Source organism: Chitinophaga jiangningensis (assembly GCF_900142605.1).
GTDB lineage: Bacteria > Bacteroidota > Bacteroidia > Chitinophagales > Chitinophagaceae > Chitinophaga > Chitinophaga jiangningensis.
In genome coordinates this window covers 405,429-422,848 of record NZ_FRBL01000006.1, presented here as the reverse complement: position 1 = coordinate 422,848, position 17,420 = coordinate 405,429, and the positions used below count along the sequence as shown (strand labels likewise).

Below are 17,420 nucleotides of genomic sequence, written 5' to 3'. Positions count from 1 at the left end.
ATTTTTTATAAATATAACTATTTATGCCTTTGTTTCAGCACTGCTATTACATCACTGAGTGTGAAGCCTTTAGCCTGTAAAAGGATCAGGTAATGAAACAACAAGTCGGCAGATTCATTCAAAAATAAGTCATTGTTGTTATCTTTTGCCTCAATCACTACTTCAACGGCTTCCTCGCCCACCTTTTGCGCCACTTTATTGATTCCACGGGCAAACAGCTTACTGGTATAGGAATTTTCAGAAGGGTTGTTTAAACGATCGGTAATGATGCCTTCGAGCTCAAACAGGAAATCGTTGCTCACATTACTCTCCTCCCAGCAGGTATCCGCACCGGTATGGCATACCGGGCCTACCGGGTTCACCTTGATCAGCAGGGTATCCGCATCGCAGTCCACCTTCACATCCTGCACCAGCAGGAAATTACCGCTTTCCTCTCCTTTGGTCCACAGCCGCTGTTTGGAACGACTATAAAACGTCACTTTCTTTTCCTGTAAGGTTTTATCGAGCGACTCCTGGTTCATGTATCCCAGCATCAGCACTTTCTGAGTTGCTGCGTCCTGGATTACAGCAGGAACGAGGCCATCGGGGGATTTTTTAAAATCTATCTGCATAAATGATTATTAGAAACGCATGTTAATGTTCTTTTGATAGAGGAAATTCTTCAGCGCCGGAATTTCTATCTCTTTATAGTGGAATATACTTGCTGCCAGCGCTGCATCAGCCTGGGCAGTCTGGAACACATCCACAAAATGCTCCATCGTACCTGCGCCTCCGGAGGCTATCACCGGCACATTCAGGTTTTGCGCCAACTTACCGGTAATATCCAGTGCAAAGCCCTGCCTGGTACCGTCGTTGTTCATGGAGGTTAACAGGATCTCACCTGCGCCACGCTCCACCGCTTCCTTCGCCCAATCGTATGCTTTCACTTCGGTTTTTACACGGCCGCCGTTCAGGTACACATACCAGTCATCGCCCTCAAAACGGGTATCAATGGCCAGTACAATACACTGACTCCCAAATTGCCGCGATAACTCATCCACCAGTCCCGGATTTTTGAATGCAGAAGTATTTACTGAAATTTTATCTGCGCCGGACTGCAGCAGCACGCTCACATCATCCACACTGGAAATACCACCACCTACAGTAAACGGAATGTTTACGTGGCGGGCTATCTCAGTCACCAGTGCCGATAAGGTTTTACGGCGTTCGTTCGTTGCCGTTATATCCAGAAACACCAGCTCATCGGCGCCCTGCTCAGCATACAGCGCTCCTAACTCAATAGGATCACCTGCATCGCGGATGTTCTCAAAGTTAATCCCCTTCACCGTCCTGCCGTCTTTAATATCCAGACAGGGTATGATTCTTTTGGTCAGCATAAAATGATCTTTTAGAGGAATGTTTTTAATTCTGCCATGGAAATTTTTCCTTCGTAGATAGCCTTACCAATGATAACGCCGCTACAGCCAATTTCCTTCAGCACCGCCACATCGTCGATGTTACTCACGCCGCCGCTGGCCACAAAGTTAATGCCCCTGAACTGCGCCAGGATCTTTTTGTACAGGTCCACGCTTGGACCCTGCAACAGGCCATCTTTAGCAATATCTGTACAGAAAATATGATGTACCCCCTGGGCAATATTGCTCGCCAGGAAATCATATACGGATAAACCCGTAGTTTCCAGCCATCCGCCTACAGCGATTTTCTCTTCCTTCACATCCGCCCCGAGGAAAATTTTTTCCGGGCCGTATTGCTTTACCCAGGTGAAAAACAACTCAGGTTCTTTGGCTGCCACACTACCGATGGTAGCCAGGGCTGCACCGCTTTCAAATACAATCTGCAGGTCTTTCTCCGTTTTGATGCCGCCACCAAAGTCGGTCACCAGCGAAGTTTTACCGGCAATATTTTCCAGCACCTTCCAGTTTACCACCGCGCCTTTTTTAGCGCCGTCCAGATCTACCAGGTGCAGGCGTTTTACGCCCAGTGCTTCAAACTCTTTTGCTACTTCCAGCGGATGCTCATTATATACTTTTTGCTGGTTGTAATCGCCCTGCGTTAATCGCACGCATTTGCCATCGATAATGTCAATGGCTGGAATTATTTCGAATGATGGCATGATCTTGCTTTCGATAGGAATCTGCATTTTCACAAATACGATCCCCTGCTTTGTAAAGTAATCACCTACGGTGCGATAGCCCAGTTTCTCATAAAAAGAAACGGCAGTATTGCGGGCATTACACCAGAGTGTTTTAACGCCCTGTGCGCGACAAAAATCAGTCAGGTGCGCGAGGATAGCTTTTCCGTAACCACGGCCCTGACAACCGGGATGGGTGGCCAGCTTGCGGAACTGCGCTTCAGGCCCCTGTAAAAACAACGAAACAACTGTTACCAGTTGTGTCCCTTCATAAACCCCAAAATGCAGCCCGTCGTCGTCGCCATCTACCTTCACCGCCTGTAGCGATTCGTTCGGGTAAAGTACGTCTCTGCGTAGCTGCAATGTATCTGCTGCACTGATACGTTGAATATTCATCACTATATGTTCAGGAAATTTTCAATGATACGGGAACCTGCGGCAGCCGATTTCTCCGGGTGAAACTGCACACCATAGAAATTATCTTTCTGCAGGGCGGAAGTGTAATTAATCACATAGTTGGTTATAGCAACGGTATCCGCTCCCAGCGCCGCATAATAGCTGTGCACAAAATACATGTAGCTGTTCTCCGGTACATGTTCAAACAGCACGCTGTGCAGGTTGGTGATGTTGTTCCAGCCTATCTGCGGTATTTTCAGCAGATTGGCAACCGGCGACTCAAACTTTTTCACATTGCTGTCGAAAATGCCGAGGCATTCAGTATCATTTTCCTCGGAGTGCTTACACATCAGCTGCATGCCAAGGCAAATACCCAGCACTGGCTGCTTCAGGTCTTTGATCACCTGGTCCAGCCTGCGCTCCTTCAGGTAGGCCATGGCCGTGCTGGCTTCGCCCACTCCCGGGAATATCACCTTATCGGCTGCACGAATCTCTTCCACATTATCCGTAACAATACCGTTTACGCCTATACGCTCCAGTGCAAATTGCACGGAGCGTATATTACCAGCGTTATATTTTACAATAACTGTTTTCATAATATAATTGGTTCTTCTGCCGCTTTACCGTTGCGGATATTACCTACAAAGTTTTTCACAGTTGCAACAATATCTGTACTGTTATCCAGCGCCCTGATAAACGCGGTACCAATGATAGCGCCGTTTGCATGGGCTGCCGCCGCATCAAAGGTAGGCTTGTCCTTAATACCAAAACCAATCAGCACAGGATTGCTGAGCTGCAGGCTTTTGAGTCTTTCAAAGTACGCCTCCTGGTTACCCATATCCTTGTCCTTACCGGTGGTGGAGCTGGAAGAAACCGCATAAATGAATCCTCTGCTGAGGGTATCTATTTTACGGATTCTGGCATCGCTGGTTTCCGGTGTCACGAGGAAAATCAGGTCCAGGTTGTATTGCTCAAACAGGTGCTTGTAATCCTGCTCATATTCTGCCATCGGCAGGTCCGGCAAAATTAATCCGTCTATGCCTGTTTCCGCACATTTTTTCAGAAAAGCTTCCACGCCGTATTGCAGCACTGGGTTGAGGTAGCCCATAAGGATCACGGGTACGTGGATATCTTTCCGGAAGCCATCCAGCTGTTCAAACAGCTTGTGGAGGCTCATCCCGTTTTTCAGTGCGCGGGTGCTGCTGTCCTGGATCACCGGACCATCGGCCAGCGGATCGGAGAAAGGCATGCCCAGTTCAATGATGTCCACACCGCTGTCCTGCAGCGCTTTCATAATGGTGAGGGTGCTGTCCGGCTCCGGATAACCTGCGGTGCAATATATATTCAGTATGTCCTTCTTTTTAGAAGCAAACAGTTGATCTATACGGTTCTGCATACTTTTACTTTTTCATGTTGGTGATATATGTATTCAAATCCTTATCACCGCGGCCTGAAAGGCACAATACCACTACATCTTCAGGCTTGAGGTCCAGGTCTTTCAGTTTAGCCAGGGCATGAGCGGACTCCATGGCGGGGATAATTCCTTCCAGCAGACTCAGTTCATAACCGGCTGCCAGGGCTTCGTCGTCAGTAGCATCAAGGAAGGTACCACGCCCCGTTTCGTACAGGTGTGCGTGCATCGGCCCGATGCCGGGATAGTCCAGCCCAGCGGAAATACTGTGTGGCTCTACGATCTGACCGTCATCGGTTTGCATGAGCAGCGTTTTGCTGGCATGTATGATCCCGATTTTACCCAGTTTGGTGCTGGCAGCGGAAAAGCCGCTGTTAATACCTTTACCGCCGGCTTCTACAGCGATAATTTTCACTTCCGGAACGTCCAGGTAGTGGAAATAGGTGCCGGCAGCATTACTGCCTCCGCCAATACAGGCAACGAGATAATCCGGATTTTCACGCCCTTCCTGTTCCAGCAGCTGCTTTTTTATCTCTTCACTAATAACCGACTGAAAACGAGCCACCATATCAGGATAGGGATGCGGGCCGGCCGCTGTACCGAGGATATAATGCGTATCCACCGGGTTGTTGATCCAGTCGCGGATAGCCTCGTTGGTAGCATCCTTCAGGGTTTTGCTTCCACTGGTAGCCGGTACCACGGTAGCTCCCAGCATTTTCATGCGGGCCACGTTAGGCGCCTGGCGTTCGATGTCGATTTCACCCATGTATACCACACATTCCATGCCCATGAGGGCACAAACGGTGGCAGTGGCCACGCCATGCTGCCCCGCCCCGGTTTCAGCGATGATGCGGCTTTTGCCGAGTCGCTTCGCCAGCAGGATCTGCCCGATGGTGTTATTCACCTTATGGGCACCCGTATGGTTCAGGTCTTCTCTTTTCAGGTAGATTTTAGCGCCGTATTTAGCGGATAAACGTTTGGCATAATACAGCGGTGAAGGGCGTCCCACGTAGTTCTTCAGCAGATCCGTAAACTCTTCCTGGAAGCCGGGATCGCTCAGCACTTTCATGTATTGCTCCTGTAATTCTTCCACATTCGGATAGAGCATTTCGGGAATATAGGCACCGCCAAATCTTCCGTAATAGCCGTTCTTATCCACATGATACCTGGATTTGCTCGTATCTATCGCAATGTCCATGATACAATATTTTTTATGTTGACAAATATTTGTTTGCTTAAAGTACCTGCTGCAGGGCTTTGCGAAGGCCGGCAACAAATACGCTTACTTTTTCCGGATTTTTCACACCCGGACTGTCTTCAAACTTGCTGTTGATATCTACCGCCAGCAGCTGGGGCAGATGCAGGCTGCTGATTTCCGCTTCCTGGCCGGGGGCAATGCCACCGCTGAGCAGGAAAGGATGCTGATAGGGATACTGCTGCAGCAGCTCCCAGTTAAAGCGGTCGCCTGTACCGCCGTAGCCCTTTTCGGAGGCAGTATCAAACAGGAAATATTTTGTAACCGGGAGATAGGGACTGACATCCTTATCCCAGTTTACGTTAGCGCCTATACGAAATGCCTTTATCACCGGCACCTTTGTTTGCACCGCCGCGCAAAACTCCGGTGTTTCATCCCCGTGGAGCTGCACCAGGTCCAGTGCATAGTCAGCCACGGTGGTTAGCACCTGTTCCATGGAAGCGTTTACGAACACGCCTACTTTAAGGATACCGGTGGTTTCACGTACGGAGCGGGCATCGATGCGGTTGCCGGCAAAGCGGGGCGAGCGCTCGTAGAAGATGAAGCCGGCGAAGTCGACCTTGTTTTCTACCAGCATTTGCAGGTCGCTGAGTTTTGTTATGCCACAAACTTTTATTTGCATCTGTTTTGTTTTTCGTTGGATACCTTTGGCATCAGGTGCGATCTTTTTTCTCGCAAAGCAGCAAAGCAGGTAAGCAGCTAAGGCCTGCCTTTTGTTGTTTGCAGATATTATTAGCGATTTATCCGCCGCCTTCGGCGGCGGAATGGAGAAGGGCCGGAGGCCCTTCTCCATTCCTTTAAACAACAAAACATAAATCTTTGCTGCTTACCTGCTTTGCTGCTTTGCGTGATAAAAAAAGAACTATGTAATTAGCCGCAAGCGCGCGAAGCGCGCCTTCGCTTACCTGTTTTGCAATGATCTCATTGTTGAAACGAATTGCTCAAACGCCCTAGCAGGATCTTCCTGACGCATGAAGTGCTCCCCGATGAGAAAGCCTTCAAAGCCGGCCTGTTGGAGTGTTACGATGGCCGCCGGATCATTAATCCCGCTTTCTGCCACCTTTAGCTTACCAGCAGGTATCTTTGGAGCCAGCTCACAGGAGCGGTTAAAATCTACCTGAAAGGTAATCAGGTCCCTGTTGTTAACTCCTACGAGGTTTACATGCTCGCTTACCTTTTCCAGCTGCGATTCGCTGTGTACTTCCAGCAGCACTTCCAGCCCCAGGTTGTGTGCAAAGGTGGAAAGGTGCTTTACTTCAGCTGCTTCGAGGCATTCAGCAATTAGCAGGATCACATCCGCACCGATGGCTTTTGCTTCTACAATCTGGTATTCATCCACAATAAAATCCTTACGGAGGATAGGCACCTGGTTGTAACTGCGTGCCTGTTGCAGATCGTCGGAAGTACCGCCAAAAAACTTTTCATCGGTAAGCACGGAAAGTCCGGAGGCACCGTAACGGGTATACGCAGTTGTTACCTGCTGCACCGTTACGTTTCCGTTGATCAGTCCTTTAGAAGGCGAGCGGCGCTTGAACTCCGCGATGATGCCGGTTTTATCCGGCATCCGCAGGAACTGGCAGAGGGAAAGACCTTCTCTTCCAAACATGGGTGCCTGTTCCAGTTCTGTTGTGCTGCGTACCTTTTTGCGGGCCGCTACTTCCGTATGCTTATGGGCAACTATTTCTGCCAGGATATTTTTCATTATTGTAATGCTATCAGGTTCTGGAAAGATTTGTATGCATTGCCGGACTCCAGTGATTCCACAGCGGCGGCAAAGCAATCCTCGTAGGTGTTGTAGGTACCCAGACTATACAATCCCATCGCTGCGTTGGCAAACACTACGGAGTTTTGCGCCCAGGTGCCTTCCCCTTTGAGTATTTTCATAAAGATCTTAGCTGCTTCTTCCGGTGTATTGCCGCCATAGATGTCCTCCGGATGCACTTTACGCTTGCCCAGGTGTTCCGGTGTCCAGTCCTGCTCCCCTTTGTTGGTAATAACCTTGGTATCGGCAGTGAGGGATATTTCATCGTATCCATCCAGGCTATGCACGATTACAAACTGTTTATCAGTTTGCTGGAACAGGTAGTTGTATACGCGGGCCATTTCCAGGCTGTATACCCCTATCAGCTGGTGCTGTGCAAATGCCGGGTTCACGAGTGGCCCCAGCATATTGAAGAAGGTACGAATACCAAGCTGGCGGCGGATTCCAGCTACATTTTTCAATGCAGGATGGAACAGTGGTGCATGGAGGAAGCAGATGCCTGCAGCTTCCAGCTCAGCTTTCAGCTTGCTGTCGTCATTCTTGAATTTGTATCCTACCAACTCCATGAGATTGGAGGCACCACTAACGGAGGATACACCGTAGTTACCGTGCTTGGCTACTTTTGCACCTGCGCCGGCCACTACAAAGCACGACAAGGTAGAAATATTAAATGTATTTTTTGCATCTCCGCCGGTACCTACGATGTCCAGTACGTTGTAGCCGTTCAGGTTTACCGGGATACAGAGCTCCAGCAGTGCATCGCGGAAACCCAGCAGCTCATCGATAGTGATGGAACGCATGAGGAAAACCGTCATGAATGCAGCTAGTTCGCTGTCGTTATACATGCCTTTGGAGATACTGGTTAATATTTCCTTAGCGGCTTCGCGACTGAATGTTTTATGTTCGAAGAGGTAGTTTAAAATCTTTTTCATGGTGATAATAGTGATAGACTGAAGAAATAGATAAGCATGAAACGTGGAGGCAGATTACATTTCCAGCCAGTTTCTCAGTATCTGCTCTCCCTGCGGGGTGAGTACACTTTCCGGGTGGAACTGTACACCGCTTACGTCGTAGCTTTCATGTTGCAGCGCCATGATGTAACCTTCTTCATCTCTGGCGGTGATGATCAGCTCCGAAGGGAGTGTTTTTTCGTCTACCACCCATGAGTGATAGCGGCCTACTTCCAGTTCTTTAGGCATGTTGTTGAAGAGGCGGCCGTTGTCGGCAATGATTTTAACATTGGTAGCTACTCCATGATACACCTCTTTGAGGTTGATGAGGGAGGCGCCAAAGGCCTGTCCTATCGCCTGCTGGCCAAGGCATACACCGAAGATGGATTTGGTAGGTGCATATTCTTTGATCAGTGGCAGCAGCAGCCCTGCTTCTTCCGGAATACCGGGGCCGGGGGAAAGAATGATTTTATCGTAATCTTTCACTTTCTCCAGGGGAATTTCGTCGTTACGTACAACGGTAACTTTTCCGTCGATGATTTTTTCAACCAGGTGTACCAGGTTATAGGTGAATGAGTCGTAGTTATCAAATACAAGGATATTCATGACTAAATTTTTTGCGCCAGCAGGATGGCCTGTTTTAAAGCATTGAGTTTATTGTTCACTTCTTCCAGTTCGGAGGAAGCTACTGATTTGGCCACCACGCCGGCTCCCGCCTGGTAATACAGCGTATTCATTTTGCTGAGTATGGAGCGGATCATGATAGCATGATTGAAGTTGCCGTTGAAACCTACTGCGCCTATACAGCCGCCATAGAAGCCGCGTGCGGTGGGTTCGTACTGGTCTATTATTTCCATGGCCCTGTATTTAGGTGCACCGGAGAGTGTACCTGCCGGGAAGGTAGAAGCCAGGAGGGCAAAAGGATTGAGGCCTGGTTCCAGTTTACCCGTTACTTCACTAACGAGGTGAATAACGTGGGAGTAATATTGAACTTCTTTGTAAGATTGTACTGTTACATCTTTGGCATTTCTGCTGAGGTCATTGCGGGCGAGGTCCACCAGCATTACGTGTTCAGCGTTTTCTTTCGGGTCCTGGAGGAGTTTATCCGCCAGGGCTTTATCCTGTGCATCATCGCCGGTACGGCGGAAGGTGCCTGCAATCGGGTGGATGGTAGCTTTACCATCACGGATTACCAGCTGGGCTTCCGGTGAAGAACCCATTAATTTATAATCGCCGTAGTCGAAGAAGAAAAGATAAGGTGAGGGGTTGATGGAGCGGAGGGCGCGGTATACGTTGAATTCATCGCCGATGTAGGATTGCTGGAAGGCTCTGGAGAGTACTACCTGGAAAACGTCGCCCCGGAAGCAGTGTTGTTTTCCCTGTTCCACCATCTGCATGTATTCCGCGTCTGTCATGTTGGACGACTCTTCGCCTACAGCGGTGAATGGATAACCTGGTGAGTCTTTGTGGCGTATGAGTGATTCAATCAGTTCAAATTCGCTTTCTATGCCATCCACCTGATTTTCGATGAGGTATAGTTCATCTTTAAAGTGGTTAATCGCTATCACGTACTGGTAAAAACGGTATCGCATGAGCGGGATCACATTGGCGGACTGCTTTTCCTTATTGAATTCGATGGTTTCGAAGAACTGTACCGCATCAAAGGTGGTGTATCCGAAAAGGCTCTGTGCGAGCGGGATTGGATTGCTGCCTGTGAAGGTGAAGTTTTTCAGGAACTTCTCAATTTCTCCCGTTACGGCCTCTTTATTTTTGAGTTGTTTTTTTTCTACCGGGAGGTTGGGGTACTTGAATTCAAAATTGGAGGTGGAAGTAACTTCAATCCCTGCTATAGGCTTGATACCGATAAAAGAGAAGCTGTTTTCACTGGCTCTGTAATCGGTACTTTCGAGGAGGATGGAGCCCGGGAATTTGTCACGGAGTCGCAGATAGATACCCACCGGCGTGAACACGTCCGCCAGCATCTGTTTGGATCTCGTTTTTACTTGAATGGTACGCATGACTGATATGATAACCTAAAAAGTGAAAGTGAATTTTTTTGTAATAGGAACCGGATAAAAAGCCGAAGGGCCCGCTGTGTAACAGCGAGCCCTTCAAATATATTTCAAGACGAAACATGGCACTGTAACACAGATCAAGGATTGATTCCGTGCCACCACCAATATTTATTTGTCATGATATTCTGCATAGTGAGAGCAAAAATGAAACATTTTTACATTAAATGCAAATAATTTTTTTCCATCCGGAAAGAAAAATTACAGCACTCCTTTGGTACTAGGCAGTTGCATTTTTGATGGGTTGCGCTTTACGGCCACTTTCACGGCTTTGGCAAAGGCCTTAAATATTGCTTCTATTTTATGGTGCTCGTTCTGCCCTTCTGCTTTTATGTTCAGATTAGCTTTGGCTCCATCGGAAAACGACTTAAAGAAGTGATAGAACATTTCGGTAGGCATCTCTCCTATCTTCTCCCGGTTAAACTCCGCTTCCCACACCAGCCAGTTGCGTCCACCGAAGTCGATGCCCACCTGTGCCAGGCAGTCGTCCATAGGCAGGGTAAAGCCATAGCGTTCTATACCTCTTTTGTCGCCCAGGGCTTTAGCCATGGCCTCTCCCAGTGCGATGCCGGTATCCTCTATGGTATGGTGTTCATCGATGTGTAAATCCCCTTTGGCGGTGATTTCCAGGTCGATGCTGCCATGACGGGCAATCTGGTCCAGCATGTGATCAAAAAAGCCCAGTCCGGTCTCAATTTTCGCTTTGCCGGTACCATCCAGGTTCATTTTTATGGAGATGTCAGTCTCGTTTGTTTTACGTACATGCGTCACCGTTCGAAGTCCTACTTTGAGAAATTCGTATATACGGTCCCAGTCGGTGCTTTCCAGCGCAATCACTTCACGCAGGGCGGCGGCGCTGTCCTGTACTTCGGCGCTGCCGAGGCCATTGCCTTCGTTCATCCAGATGGCTTTGGCGCCGAGGTTTTTGGCCAGCTGCACGTCCGTGATACGGTCGCCGATCACGAAAGAGTTTTCCAGGTCATATTCCCCGGTAAGATATTTAGTGAGCATGCCGGTACCAGGCTTGCGGGTAGGGGCGTTATCCGCCGGGAAAGAGCGGTCAATAAATACCTCATCGAACTGCACCCCTTCATTTTCGAAGGCGCGGATAATAAAGTTTTGGGAAGGCCAGAAGGTATCTTCCGGGAAGGAGGTGGTACCCAGGCCGTCCTGGTTGGTAACCATTGCCAGCTCATAACCCAGCTCAGATGCGATGCGGGCCATGTTCACAAATACTTTGGGATAGAATTCGATTTTATCCAGGCTATCGATCTGATAGGTGGGCGGCACTTCTTTGATCAAAGTACCGTCGCGATCTATAAAGAGCACGCGTTTCATGCAGAAACAGTTTTTTCAGTTTGTGGTTGATAAGATTTAAGGGCATCCATGAGCTCCAGGTTTTCGGCAGGTGTACCGATGGTGATACGTAAACAGCCGGCGCAGAGCTCTACTTTGGAGCGATCCCGCACGATAATTCCCTTCTCTGTAAGATAATTATAGATACCTCTTGCATCAATGGTTTTAACGAGGATGAAGTTGGCATCGCTCGGGTATACCTGCTGCACCAGTGGCAAAGCCTCCATGGCGGCGGACAACAGATCACGCTCAATCACGATTTCGCGGATCCATTCGTTTACCTGTGATACATTATCCAGTGCCTGTAACGCCAGTTCCTGTGCGGCCTGACTGATATTATACGGTGCTTTCACCTTGTTGAATATGTTGATAATATCCTCGCTGGCGAAGGCCATACCTACGCGGAGTGCGGCCAGTCCCCATGCTTTGGACAGGGTTTGCATCACCACCAGGTTAGGATATTCCGTCAGTTCCTGGATAAAGGATTTCTGGCGGGAGAAGTTGATATAAGCTTCGTCTATCACCACGATACCGTCGAAGTTATTGAGCAGGAGTTCAATATCGGCGCGGTTGATGGAGTTGCCGGTAGGGTTGTTAGGACTACAGATGAATACCAGCTTGGTATTTTCATCGATCGCTTCCTGGAGGCCGGCGATATCCAGCTGGAATTCCGGGGTGAGGCTCACCTTGCGGATGATAACGTCGTTGATGTTGGCGCTTACCTCGTACATGCCGTAGGTGGGTGGGCATAGGACTACGTTATCCACACCCGGCCTACAAAAAGCGCGGTAGAGGATATCGATTGGCTCATCGCTGCCGTTGCCGAGGAAGATATTTTGTGGAGGCACGCCTTTGATATCGGCGAGTTTGTATTTCAGTTTCCACTGCAGGGGATCGGGGTAACGGTTGTAATTCACCGGTAGTGGCGATCCGAAGCCGTTTTCGTTGGCATCAATGAATACCCTTGCTTCGCCTTTGAATTCGTCGCGGGCGGAGGAATAGGGTACCAGTCTTTTTATATTGTCCCTCAGGAGGGAGTTGAGATCGAACATTTCAAAAGCTTTATTACGGGTTATTAATTTGTTTGAGTCGCACCGATACGGCCTGTTTATGGGCATCTAAACCTTCTGCTGCCGCCATAGCCTCTATGGTGGCGCCTATATGGCGGAGGCCATCCGGGGTTATTTGCTGGAAGGTAATCTTTTTCACGAAGCTATCCAGCGATACACCGCTATAGGCTTTAGCGTAGCCGTTGGTGGGCAGCGTATGGTTGGTACCGGAGGCGTAGTCGCCGGCGCTTTCCGGGGTATAATTCCCGATAAACACGGAGCCTGCGTTGGTGACCATTGCTGCTACCTCGCTGGCTGCGTTGCAGGCCAGGATAAGGTGTTCCGGTGCGTAGGCGTTGAGCATGGCCATGGCGGTGTCCAGGTTATCTACGAGGATCATGCGGCTGTTGGCGAGGGCGCCGGTGGCGATGTCTTTACGGGGCAGGAGGGCGAGCTGTGTGTCCAGGGCTGCCTGTACGTTGTTGATGACTTTTTCGCTGGTGGTAACGAGTACTACCTGGCTATCGGGTCCGTGTTCAGCCTGGGAGAGCAGGTCGGCGGCTACGAAGTCGGGTACGCAGGTATCATCTGCGAGGACGGCCACTTCAGAAGGGCCGGCGGGCATATCGATGGCGAGGCCGTCTTTATTCACCAGTTGTTTGGCGCAGGTAACGTATTGGTTTCCGGGGCCGAATATTTTATATACCTGTGGTACGGATTCCGTACCGTAGGCCATGGCGCCGATGGCTTGTACCCCGCCGATGGTAAACACGCGGGAGATGCCTACGAGTTTGGCCGTATATAAGATGGCGGGATGCAGGGAGGGTGTGCAGAGGATGATTTCCTTACAGCCGGCGATCTTTGCGGGGATGCCGAGCATGAGGATGGTAGAAAACAGGGGGGCGGAGCCACCAGGGATGTAGAGGCCAACTTTTTCGATGGCCACTGATTTACGCCAGCACTGCACACCAGGCATGGTTTCGATTACTTCCGGGGTGGACTGCTGGGCGTTGTGGAAGGTGGTGATATTTTTTGCTGCCTGCTGGATAGCCGCTTTGAGGGCGGGTTCCAGGGCTGCTTCTGCCTCTTCGAAGGCGGCCGGCGCTACTTCGAAGGTAGCGGCGGTGAGCTTATCGAATTGTTCCGCATACTTTCTTACGGCAGCGTCACCATTGTTTTTAACATCCCGGAGGATGGCATCTACTTTTTGCTCCAGTGCGGAGGTGTCCATCACCGGGCGTTGTAGGATGTTGTTCCAGGTATTGGCGGCCGGGTATTTATAAATCTGCATGATTAGCTTTCAGTTTAGATCACCATTTTTTCGATGGGTACTACGAGGATGCCTTGTGCGCCGGCGGCTTTGAGGCTTTCGATGATATCCCAGAAATCATTTTCGTTCAGCACAGAGTGTACGGAGCTCCAGCCGGCTTCGGCGAGGGGCAGTACGGTAGGGCTTTTCATGCCCGGGAGCAGACTGATAATCTCCTGTAGTTTATCGTTAGGCGCGTTGAGCAGTACGTATTTATTGTTTTTTGCTTTTTTAACGGCCTGGATGCGGAACAGCAGTTTATCGAGCAGCTTGGATTGTTCTGGCTGCAGGTGGTGGTAAGCGGCCAGTACGGCTTCTGATTTCAGCACGGTTTCCACTTCTTTGAGTCCGTTCATGAAGAGGGTGGAGCCGCTGCTTACGAGGTCGCAGATGGCATCGGCGAGGCCTATGCCTGGTGCGATTTCCACGGAGCCGCTGATTTCGTGGATTTCGGCGGTTACGTTATGTCTTTTCAGGAACTCGTCAACGATTACCGGGTAGCTGGTAGCGATGCGGGTGTTTTGGAGGTCCTGCACACCGTTGTACTCGAAGGATTTGGGTACTGCCATGGAGAGGCGGCATTTACCAAAGCCCAGTTTTTCTACGATGTTCACCTGTTTTTTCTTTTCCAGCACAACGTTTTCGCCCACGATACCGATATCGGCTACGCCGTCTTCGATATATTGAGGAATATCATCATCACGAAGGAAGAATACTTCCAGCGGGAAGTTACTGGCTTCGGTTTTTAATTTGTTGACACCGTTGTTGATGTCGATCCCGCATTCCTTCAGCAGTTTGATGGAATCGTCGTGCAGGCGGCCTGATTTCTGGATGGCGATTTTAAGTTTCATCTTTTGGACAAATAAAAAGGGCTTACCGATCTGGTAAGCCCTTGATGATGATAAATATGTTTGTATACACAAAATCATCCCAGCCTACCGGTGCGGTAAGTATGATGGTGATGATGTGTATGGATATTCTGTTTCATAATTCGGGTACAAAATTAGAAAGAAATCCAATAAAACAAACATTTTTTTTCAGGGAGATGAGATGGTAACAAATCCTTAACAGTGGCGGGTTTGCGCGGGCGGCGTTATTATGTAAGCACTGTTATAATTGATATATAAGTGCTGTTACATTTTCCAACCTTCTTCGTTTGCCTTCGGCAAACGGAGAAGGTTGGGATGGAGGACCTGGCGGTCCTCCACCCCAACCTTTTCAGGCGATGGTATGATTGCATCCAATCCGTTATCGCCCCGGGACGCCGGAGGCGTCCCCCTCCCAACCGATGCCGAAGGCATCGGTTAAATAACCTCAGAAAAAAAATCATACCACTTGTGTAACGTAAAGGGATATACGCATACTAACGATATAAATACTGAAACAATAGCATTCACATCTCCCCGAAAAAAAATTTTACAGTAACTGTAACGAAAAAGGGAAAGCGAATACTAACGATATAAATACTGAAACAACAGCATTCACATCTCCCGAAAAAAAAATTTTACAGCAGCTGTAACGAAAAAGGGAAAGCGAATACTAACGAAGTAAGTACTGCCGGCAGCAATTTAAATCTCAAAACAAACAATTCATCTGTTCAACATAATTAAATCATGAAAAAGATTATCCTCGTTTGCCTCACATTAATGTGCCTGTTGGGCCTTCAAACAAATGCACAATCCGTACTCTGGAAAGTAAGTGGCAAAGGCCTTGAAAAGCCATCCTATTTGTTTGGGACGATACACATGCTATGTGCCGGTGATTTTGAAATAAAACCAAAGGTAAAAGCCGCACTGGAAGCCGCCGACACATATGTGGCAGAAACAGATATTCAAAGCACGGAAGCCCGGAAAATAATGCAGATAGCCACTCTCAGTAACGAACCGCAAAGTAAGAGACTACCTGCTGCCACCTATAAAGAAGTGGATTCCATACTCATGAAACACCTGAAAATACCACTGGAAAAACTGGATAATTTTACCCTCAGTACTATTTACAGTATACTGATCATGAGCACCTATAAGTGCACCGAGCTGAAACAATACGAAACTGAACTGCTGAAAATAGCCATTGGCAAGCAAATAAAGATGGATACGCTGGAGTCGGTAGCAGCACAAGTGCAATTCCTCAACAAATCCTACAATGATGAGTATGCCATTGCACAGATACGGGCAGTTGATGACTACAGCCATATACTCAGCACCCTGGTTTCCAGTTATAAATCAGAAGATTTTAAACGGCTGTATGCTGATATCACGGCAGAAAAATTCATGGATAAGAATTCAAAGCACTGGCTACTGCATGTAAGAAATGAGAACTGGGCGAAGAAAATGCCTGCGATGATGCAAAAAGGCAGTAACTTCTTCGCTGTTGGAACGGCACACCTGGGTGGGGAAGATGGTTTGATTAAGTTGTTGCAAAACCAGGGTTATACGGTAGAACCTATTTTGAACTAAAGCATCCCCCCGTTGAAAACTAAAGAAAAGGTATTTCTTGAACTGATTGAACAACATAAGGGCATCATCCATAAAATATCCAGGATGTACATGGATACGAAGGATGACCAGGACGACCTGGCACAGGAGATCATACTACAGTTATGGAAATCGTACGACAACTTCCGGCAGCAAAGTAATTTTTCCACCTGGATGTACCGTGTAGCACTCAACACCGCACTGGTGTTTTTCAAGAAAGACCAGCGCAAACCCATTACCACCGATGCTGTGCCCGATATACCCGCTGATGAGGCTTCAAACACCAAAGAATTGCAGCTGGCGCACTTCTACCAGGCGGTACAAAAACTGGAGCGATTGGAAAAGGCGCTGATCTTTTACCACCTGGAAAATTACTCCCACCGCGAAATCGGAGAAAACTTAGGGATCACGGAAGGAAATGCCCGTACCAAATTAAACAGAGCAAAAACGAAATTAAAGGAACTTATAAAACAACAAGGCTATGGCTTTTGATGACTTACAATCCTTATGGAACAGCGATAAATCCGGCGACAGCATTGCTATTCCTGCGAACCTGGAAAAATTGAAATCCGCCCAGCTACCGGTAGATAAGTTTCGCAGGCGACTGAAAAAAGAATTTTTTGCACAACTGGCAGCCGTGATTTTTTTAGGCTTTGTACCTGCTATCATGACATTCAATGCCTACCTGCTTTTCGCATTCTACCTCATGTATTTCAATTTTGTGCTGATTTGCGGATACTTCTTTATTAAATTCTATCTGTTCTATAAGAATATGAGCAATACGGCACTAACGTCCAAAGACAATCTGTATGCAGTATACTATGATATTAAACTTAGTAATGAGTTTTATAAGGTTTTTAGTTATTGTCTGCTCCCCTTTGTGATAGTGTTTGTGGGCATAATTCTCATAAATGACAAAAATATTTCACCTACTGCCATACTGAATAAAAGTGCTGCTATTAGCCAGTCGAAAGTCTTTACCATAGTGGGCCTGCTATTACTCGTCATTGTACTGATGGTCGCGAAGACCGAGATTTATGTACACGTTGTTTATGGCAAATACGCTCAGCAAATCAAAAAGCTGCTGGATGAGTTCAGGGAGGTATAATTTTTTTAGGGAGATGGAAATTCAACTTATCAACAACATTCCGTTGTACGCCTGATGGCTCCTGATAAAAATGACACCCCGCGGTGTCATTTTTTCTTGTTTTACTGCGGTATATCTATCAGTGAAAATACACATATTACTGAGCCC

General features: G+C 48.2%; 18 protein-coding genes. 3 read left to right on the top strand and 15 right to left on the bottom strand.

Going from position 1 to position 17,420, the window contains the following annotated elements; translation table 11 throughout:
* Positions 1 to 17 precede the first annotated feature (17 nt).
* The 15 genes from hisIE to hisG all read right to left on the bottom strand — a co-directional run bounded on the left by hisIE (position 18) and on the right by hisG (position 14,542).
* On the bottom strand, positions 18 to 611 hold the full coding sequence (gene hisIE / locus BUB18_RS17365) for a bifunctional phosphoribosyl-AMP cyclohydrolase/phosphoribosyl-ATP diphosphatase HisIE (protein ID WP_073083533.1): 594 nt from the start codon (positions 609 to 611) through the stop codon (positions 18 to 20).
* 9 nt (positions 612 to 620) lie between these two features.
* Entirely contained in the window at positions 621 to 1,376 is a 756-nt protein-coding gene (gene hisF / locus BUB18_RS17360; RefSeq protein WP_073083532.1) for an imidazole glycerol phosphate synthase subunit HisF, read from the bottom strand.
* A gap of 11 nt (positions 1,377 to 1,387) precedes the next feature.
* Positions 1,388 to 2,527: a 1-(5-phosphoribosyl)-5-[(5-phosphoribosylamino)methylideneamino]imidazole-4-carboxamide isomerase gene (hisA, locus tag BUB18_RS17355; protein WP_073083530.1), complete on the bottom strand. Its 1,140-nt coding sequence runs from the start codon at positions 2,525 to 2,527 to the stop codon at positions 1,388 to 1,390.
* A 2-nt stretch (positions 2,528 to 2,529) separates the two neighbouring features.
* Positions 2,530 to 3,123 carry an imidazole glycerol phosphate synthase subunit HisH gene (gene hisH / locus BUB18_RS17350; RefSeq protein ID WP_073083528.1) on the bottom strand — a complete coding sequence of 198 codons (594 nt, stop codon included), beginning with the start codon at positions 3,121 to 3,123 and terminating at the stop codon, positions 2,530 to 2,532.
* Positions 3,120 to 3,923 carry a tryptophan synthase subunit alpha gene (trpA, locus tag BUB18_RS17345; protein ID WP_073083527.1) on the bottom strand — a complete coding sequence of 268 codons (804 nt, stop codon included), beginning with the start codon at positions 3,921 to 3,923 and terminating at the stop codon, positions 3,120 to 3,122. The genes hisH and trpA overlap by 4 nt, the downstream gene beginning before the upstream one ends.
* A 4-nt stretch (positions 3,924 to 3,927) precedes the next feature.
* Positions 3,928 to 5,136: a tryptophan synthase subunit beta gene (trpB, locus tag BUB18_RS17340; protein WP_073083525.1), complete on the bottom strand. Its 1,209-nt coding sequence runs from the start codon at positions 5,134 to 5,136 to the stop codon at positions 3,928 to 3,930.
* 37 nt (positions 5,137 to 5,173) lie between these two features.
* Positions 5,174 to 5,815 carry a phosphoribosylanthranilate isomerase gene (locus BUB18_RS17335; RefSeq protein ID WP_073083851.1) on the bottom strand — a complete coding sequence of 214 codons (642 nt, stop codon included), beginning with the start codon at positions 5,813 to 5,815 and terminating at the stop codon, positions 5,174 to 5,176.
* Positions 5,816 to 6,094: 279 nt separating this feature from the next.
* Positions 6,095 to 6,895: an indole-3-glycerol phosphate synthase TrpC gene (gene trpC, locus BUB18_RS17330; protein ID WP_073083523.1), complete on the bottom strand. Its 801-nt coding sequence runs from the start codon at positions 6,893 to 6,895 to the stop codon at positions 6,095 to 6,097.
* Positions 6,895 to 7,887 carry an anthranilate phosphoribosyltransferase gene (gene trpD, locus BUB18_RS17325; RefSeq protein WP_073083521.1) on the bottom strand — a complete coding sequence of 331 codons (993 nt, stop codon included), beginning with the start codon at positions 7,885 to 7,887 and terminating at the stop codon, positions 6,895 to 6,897. The genes trpC and trpD overlap by 1 nt, the downstream gene beginning before the upstream one ends.
* A gap of 54 nt (positions 7,888 to 7,941) precedes the next feature.
* On the bottom strand, positions 7,942 to 8,511 hold the full coding sequence (locus tag BUB18_RS17320; protein ID WP_073083520.1) for an anthranilate synthase component II: 570 nt from the start codon (positions 8,509 to 8,511) through the stop codon (positions 7,942 to 7,944).
* A 2-nt stretch (positions 8,512 to 8,513) separates the two neighbouring features.
* Positions 8,514 to 9,923: an anthranilate synthase component I family protein gene (locus tag BUB18_RS17315; protein WP_073083518.1), complete on the bottom strand. Its 1,410-nt coding sequence runs from the start codon at positions 9,921 to 9,923 to the stop codon at positions 8,514 to 8,516.
* Positions 9,924 to 10,178: 255 nt separating this feature from the next.
* A complete protein-coding gene (hisB, locus tag BUB18_RS17310; protein ID WP_073083516.1) occupies positions 10,179 to 11,315 on the bottom strand; it encodes a bifunctional histidinol-phosphatase/imidazoleglycerol-phosphate dehydratase HisB in 1,137 nt (378 codons plus the stop codon).
* A complete protein-coding gene (gene hisC, locus BUB18_RS17305; RefSeq protein ID WP_073083514.1) occupies positions 11,312 to 12,385 on the bottom strand; it encodes a histidinol-phosphate transaminase in 1,074 nt (357 codons plus the stop codon). Before hisC ends, hisB begins: the two co-directional genes overlap by 4 nt.
* A 13-nt stretch (positions 12,386 to 12,398) precedes the next feature.
* Positions 12,399 to 13,673, bottom strand: a complete 1,275-nt coding sequence (gene hisD, locus BUB18_RS17300) for a histidinol dehydrogenase (RefSeq protein ID WP_073083513.1) — start codon at positions 13,671 to 13,673, stop codon at positions 12,399 to 12,401.
* 14 nt (positions 13,674 to 13,687) lie between these two features.
* Complete coding sequence (hisG, locus tag BUB18_RS17295; protein ID WP_073083511.1) at positions 13,688 to 14,542, bottom strand: ATP phosphoribosyltransferase; 855 nt, start codon at positions 14,540 to 14,542, stop codon at positions 13,688 to 13,690.
* A 762-nt stretch (positions 14,543 to 15,304) separates the two neighbouring features.
* Here hisG and BUB18_RS17290 point away from each other — a divergent pair.
* Genes BUB18_RS17290 through BUB18_RS17280 form a run of 3 tightly spaced genes read left to right on the top strand, consistent with a single transcriptional unit; the run spans position 15,305 to position 17,273 of the window.
* The gene (locus BUB18_RS17290; RefSeq protein ID WP_083550168.1) at positions 15,305 to 16,147 is read left to right on the top strand and encodes a TraB/GumN family protein; all 843 of its coding nucleotides are present in this window, start codon (positions 15,305 to 15,307) and stop codon (positions 16,145 to 16,147) included.
* A gap of 12 nt (positions 16,148 to 16,159) precedes the next feature.
* The gene (locus BUB18_RS17285; RefSeq protein WP_073083507.1) at positions 16,160 to 16,657 is read left to right on the top strand and encodes an RNA polymerase sigma factor; all 498 of its coding nucleotides are present in this window, start codon (positions 16,160 to 16,162) and stop codon (positions 16,655 to 16,657) included.
* Positions 16,647 to 17,273: a hypothetical protein gene (locus BUB18_RS17280; RefSeq protein WP_073083506.1), complete on the top strand. Its 627-nt coding sequence runs from the start codon at positions 16,647 to 16,649 to the stop codon at positions 17,271 to 17,273. The genes BUB18_RS17285 and BUB18_RS17280 overlap by 11 nt, the downstream gene beginning before the upstream one ends.
* The last annotated feature ends 147 nt before the right edge of the window (positions 17,274 to 17,420 follow it).

Bases quoted from the DNA above. Each gene is read 5' to 3' on its own strand.
- BUB18_RS17315 (WP_073083518.1), bottom strand. From the start codon at position 9,923: ATGCGTACCATTCAAGTAAAAACGAGATCCAAACAGATGCTGGCGGAC.
- trpC (WP_073083523.1), bottom strand. From the start codon at position 6,895: ATGAAAAATATCCTGGCAGAAATAGTTGCCCATAAGCATACGGAAGTA.
- hisC (WP_073083514.1), bottom strand. From the start codon at position 12,385: ATGTTCGATCTCAACTCCCTCCTGAGGGACAATATAAAAAGACTGGTA.
- hisB (WP_073083516.1), bottom strand. From the start codon at position 11,315: ATGAAACGCGTGCTCTTTATAGATCGCGACGGTACTTTGATCAAAGAA.
- BUB18_RS17280 (WP_073083506.1), top strand. From the start codon at position 16,647: ATGGCTTTTGATGACTTACAATCCTTATGGAACAGCGATAAATCCGGC.
- hisD (WP_073083513.1), bottom strand. From the start codon at position 13,673: ATGCAGATTTATAAATACCCGGCCGCCAATACCTGGAACAACATCCTA.
- BUB18_RS17290 (WP_083550168.1), top strand. From the start codon at position 15,305: ATGAAAAAGATTATCCTCGTTTGCCTCACATTAATGTGCCTGTTGGGC.
- hisIE (WP_073083533.1), bottom strand. From the start codon at position 611: ATGCAGATAGATTTTAAAAAATCCCCCGATGGCCTCGTTCCTGCTGTA.
- BUB18_RS17335 (WP_073083851.1), bottom strand. From the start codon at position 5,815: ATGCAAATAAAAGTTTGTGGCATAACAAAACTCAGCGACCTGCAAATG.
- hisF (WP_073083532.1), bottom strand. From the start codon at position 1,376: ATGCTGACCAAAAGAATCATACCCTGTCTGGATATTAAAGACGGCAGG.
- trpA (WP_073083527.1), bottom strand. From the start codon at position 3,923: ATGCAGAACCGTATAGATCAACTGTTTGCTTCTAAAAAGAAGGACATA.
- BUB18_RS17320 (WP_073083520.1), bottom strand. From the start codon at position 8,511: ATGAATATCCTTGTATTTGATAACTACGACTCATTCACCTATAACCTG.
- trpB (WP_073083525.1), bottom strand. From the start codon at position 5,136: ATGGACATTGCGATAGATACGAGCAAATCCAGGTATCATGTGGATAAG.
- hisH (WP_073083528.1), bottom strand. From the start codon at position 3,123: ATGAAAACAGTTATTGTAAAATATAACGCTGGTAATATACGCTCCGTG.
- hisG (WP_073083511.1), bottom strand. From the start codon at position 14,542: ATGAAACTTAAAATCGCCATCCAGAAATCAGGCCGCCTGCACGACGAT.
- trpD (WP_073083521.1), bottom strand. From the start codon at position 7,887: ATGAAAAAGATTTTAAACTACCTCTTCGAACATAAAACATTCAGTCGC.
- hisA (WP_073083530.1), bottom strand. From the start codon at position 2,527: ATGAATATTCAACGTATCAGTGCAGCAGATACATTGCAGCTACGCAGA.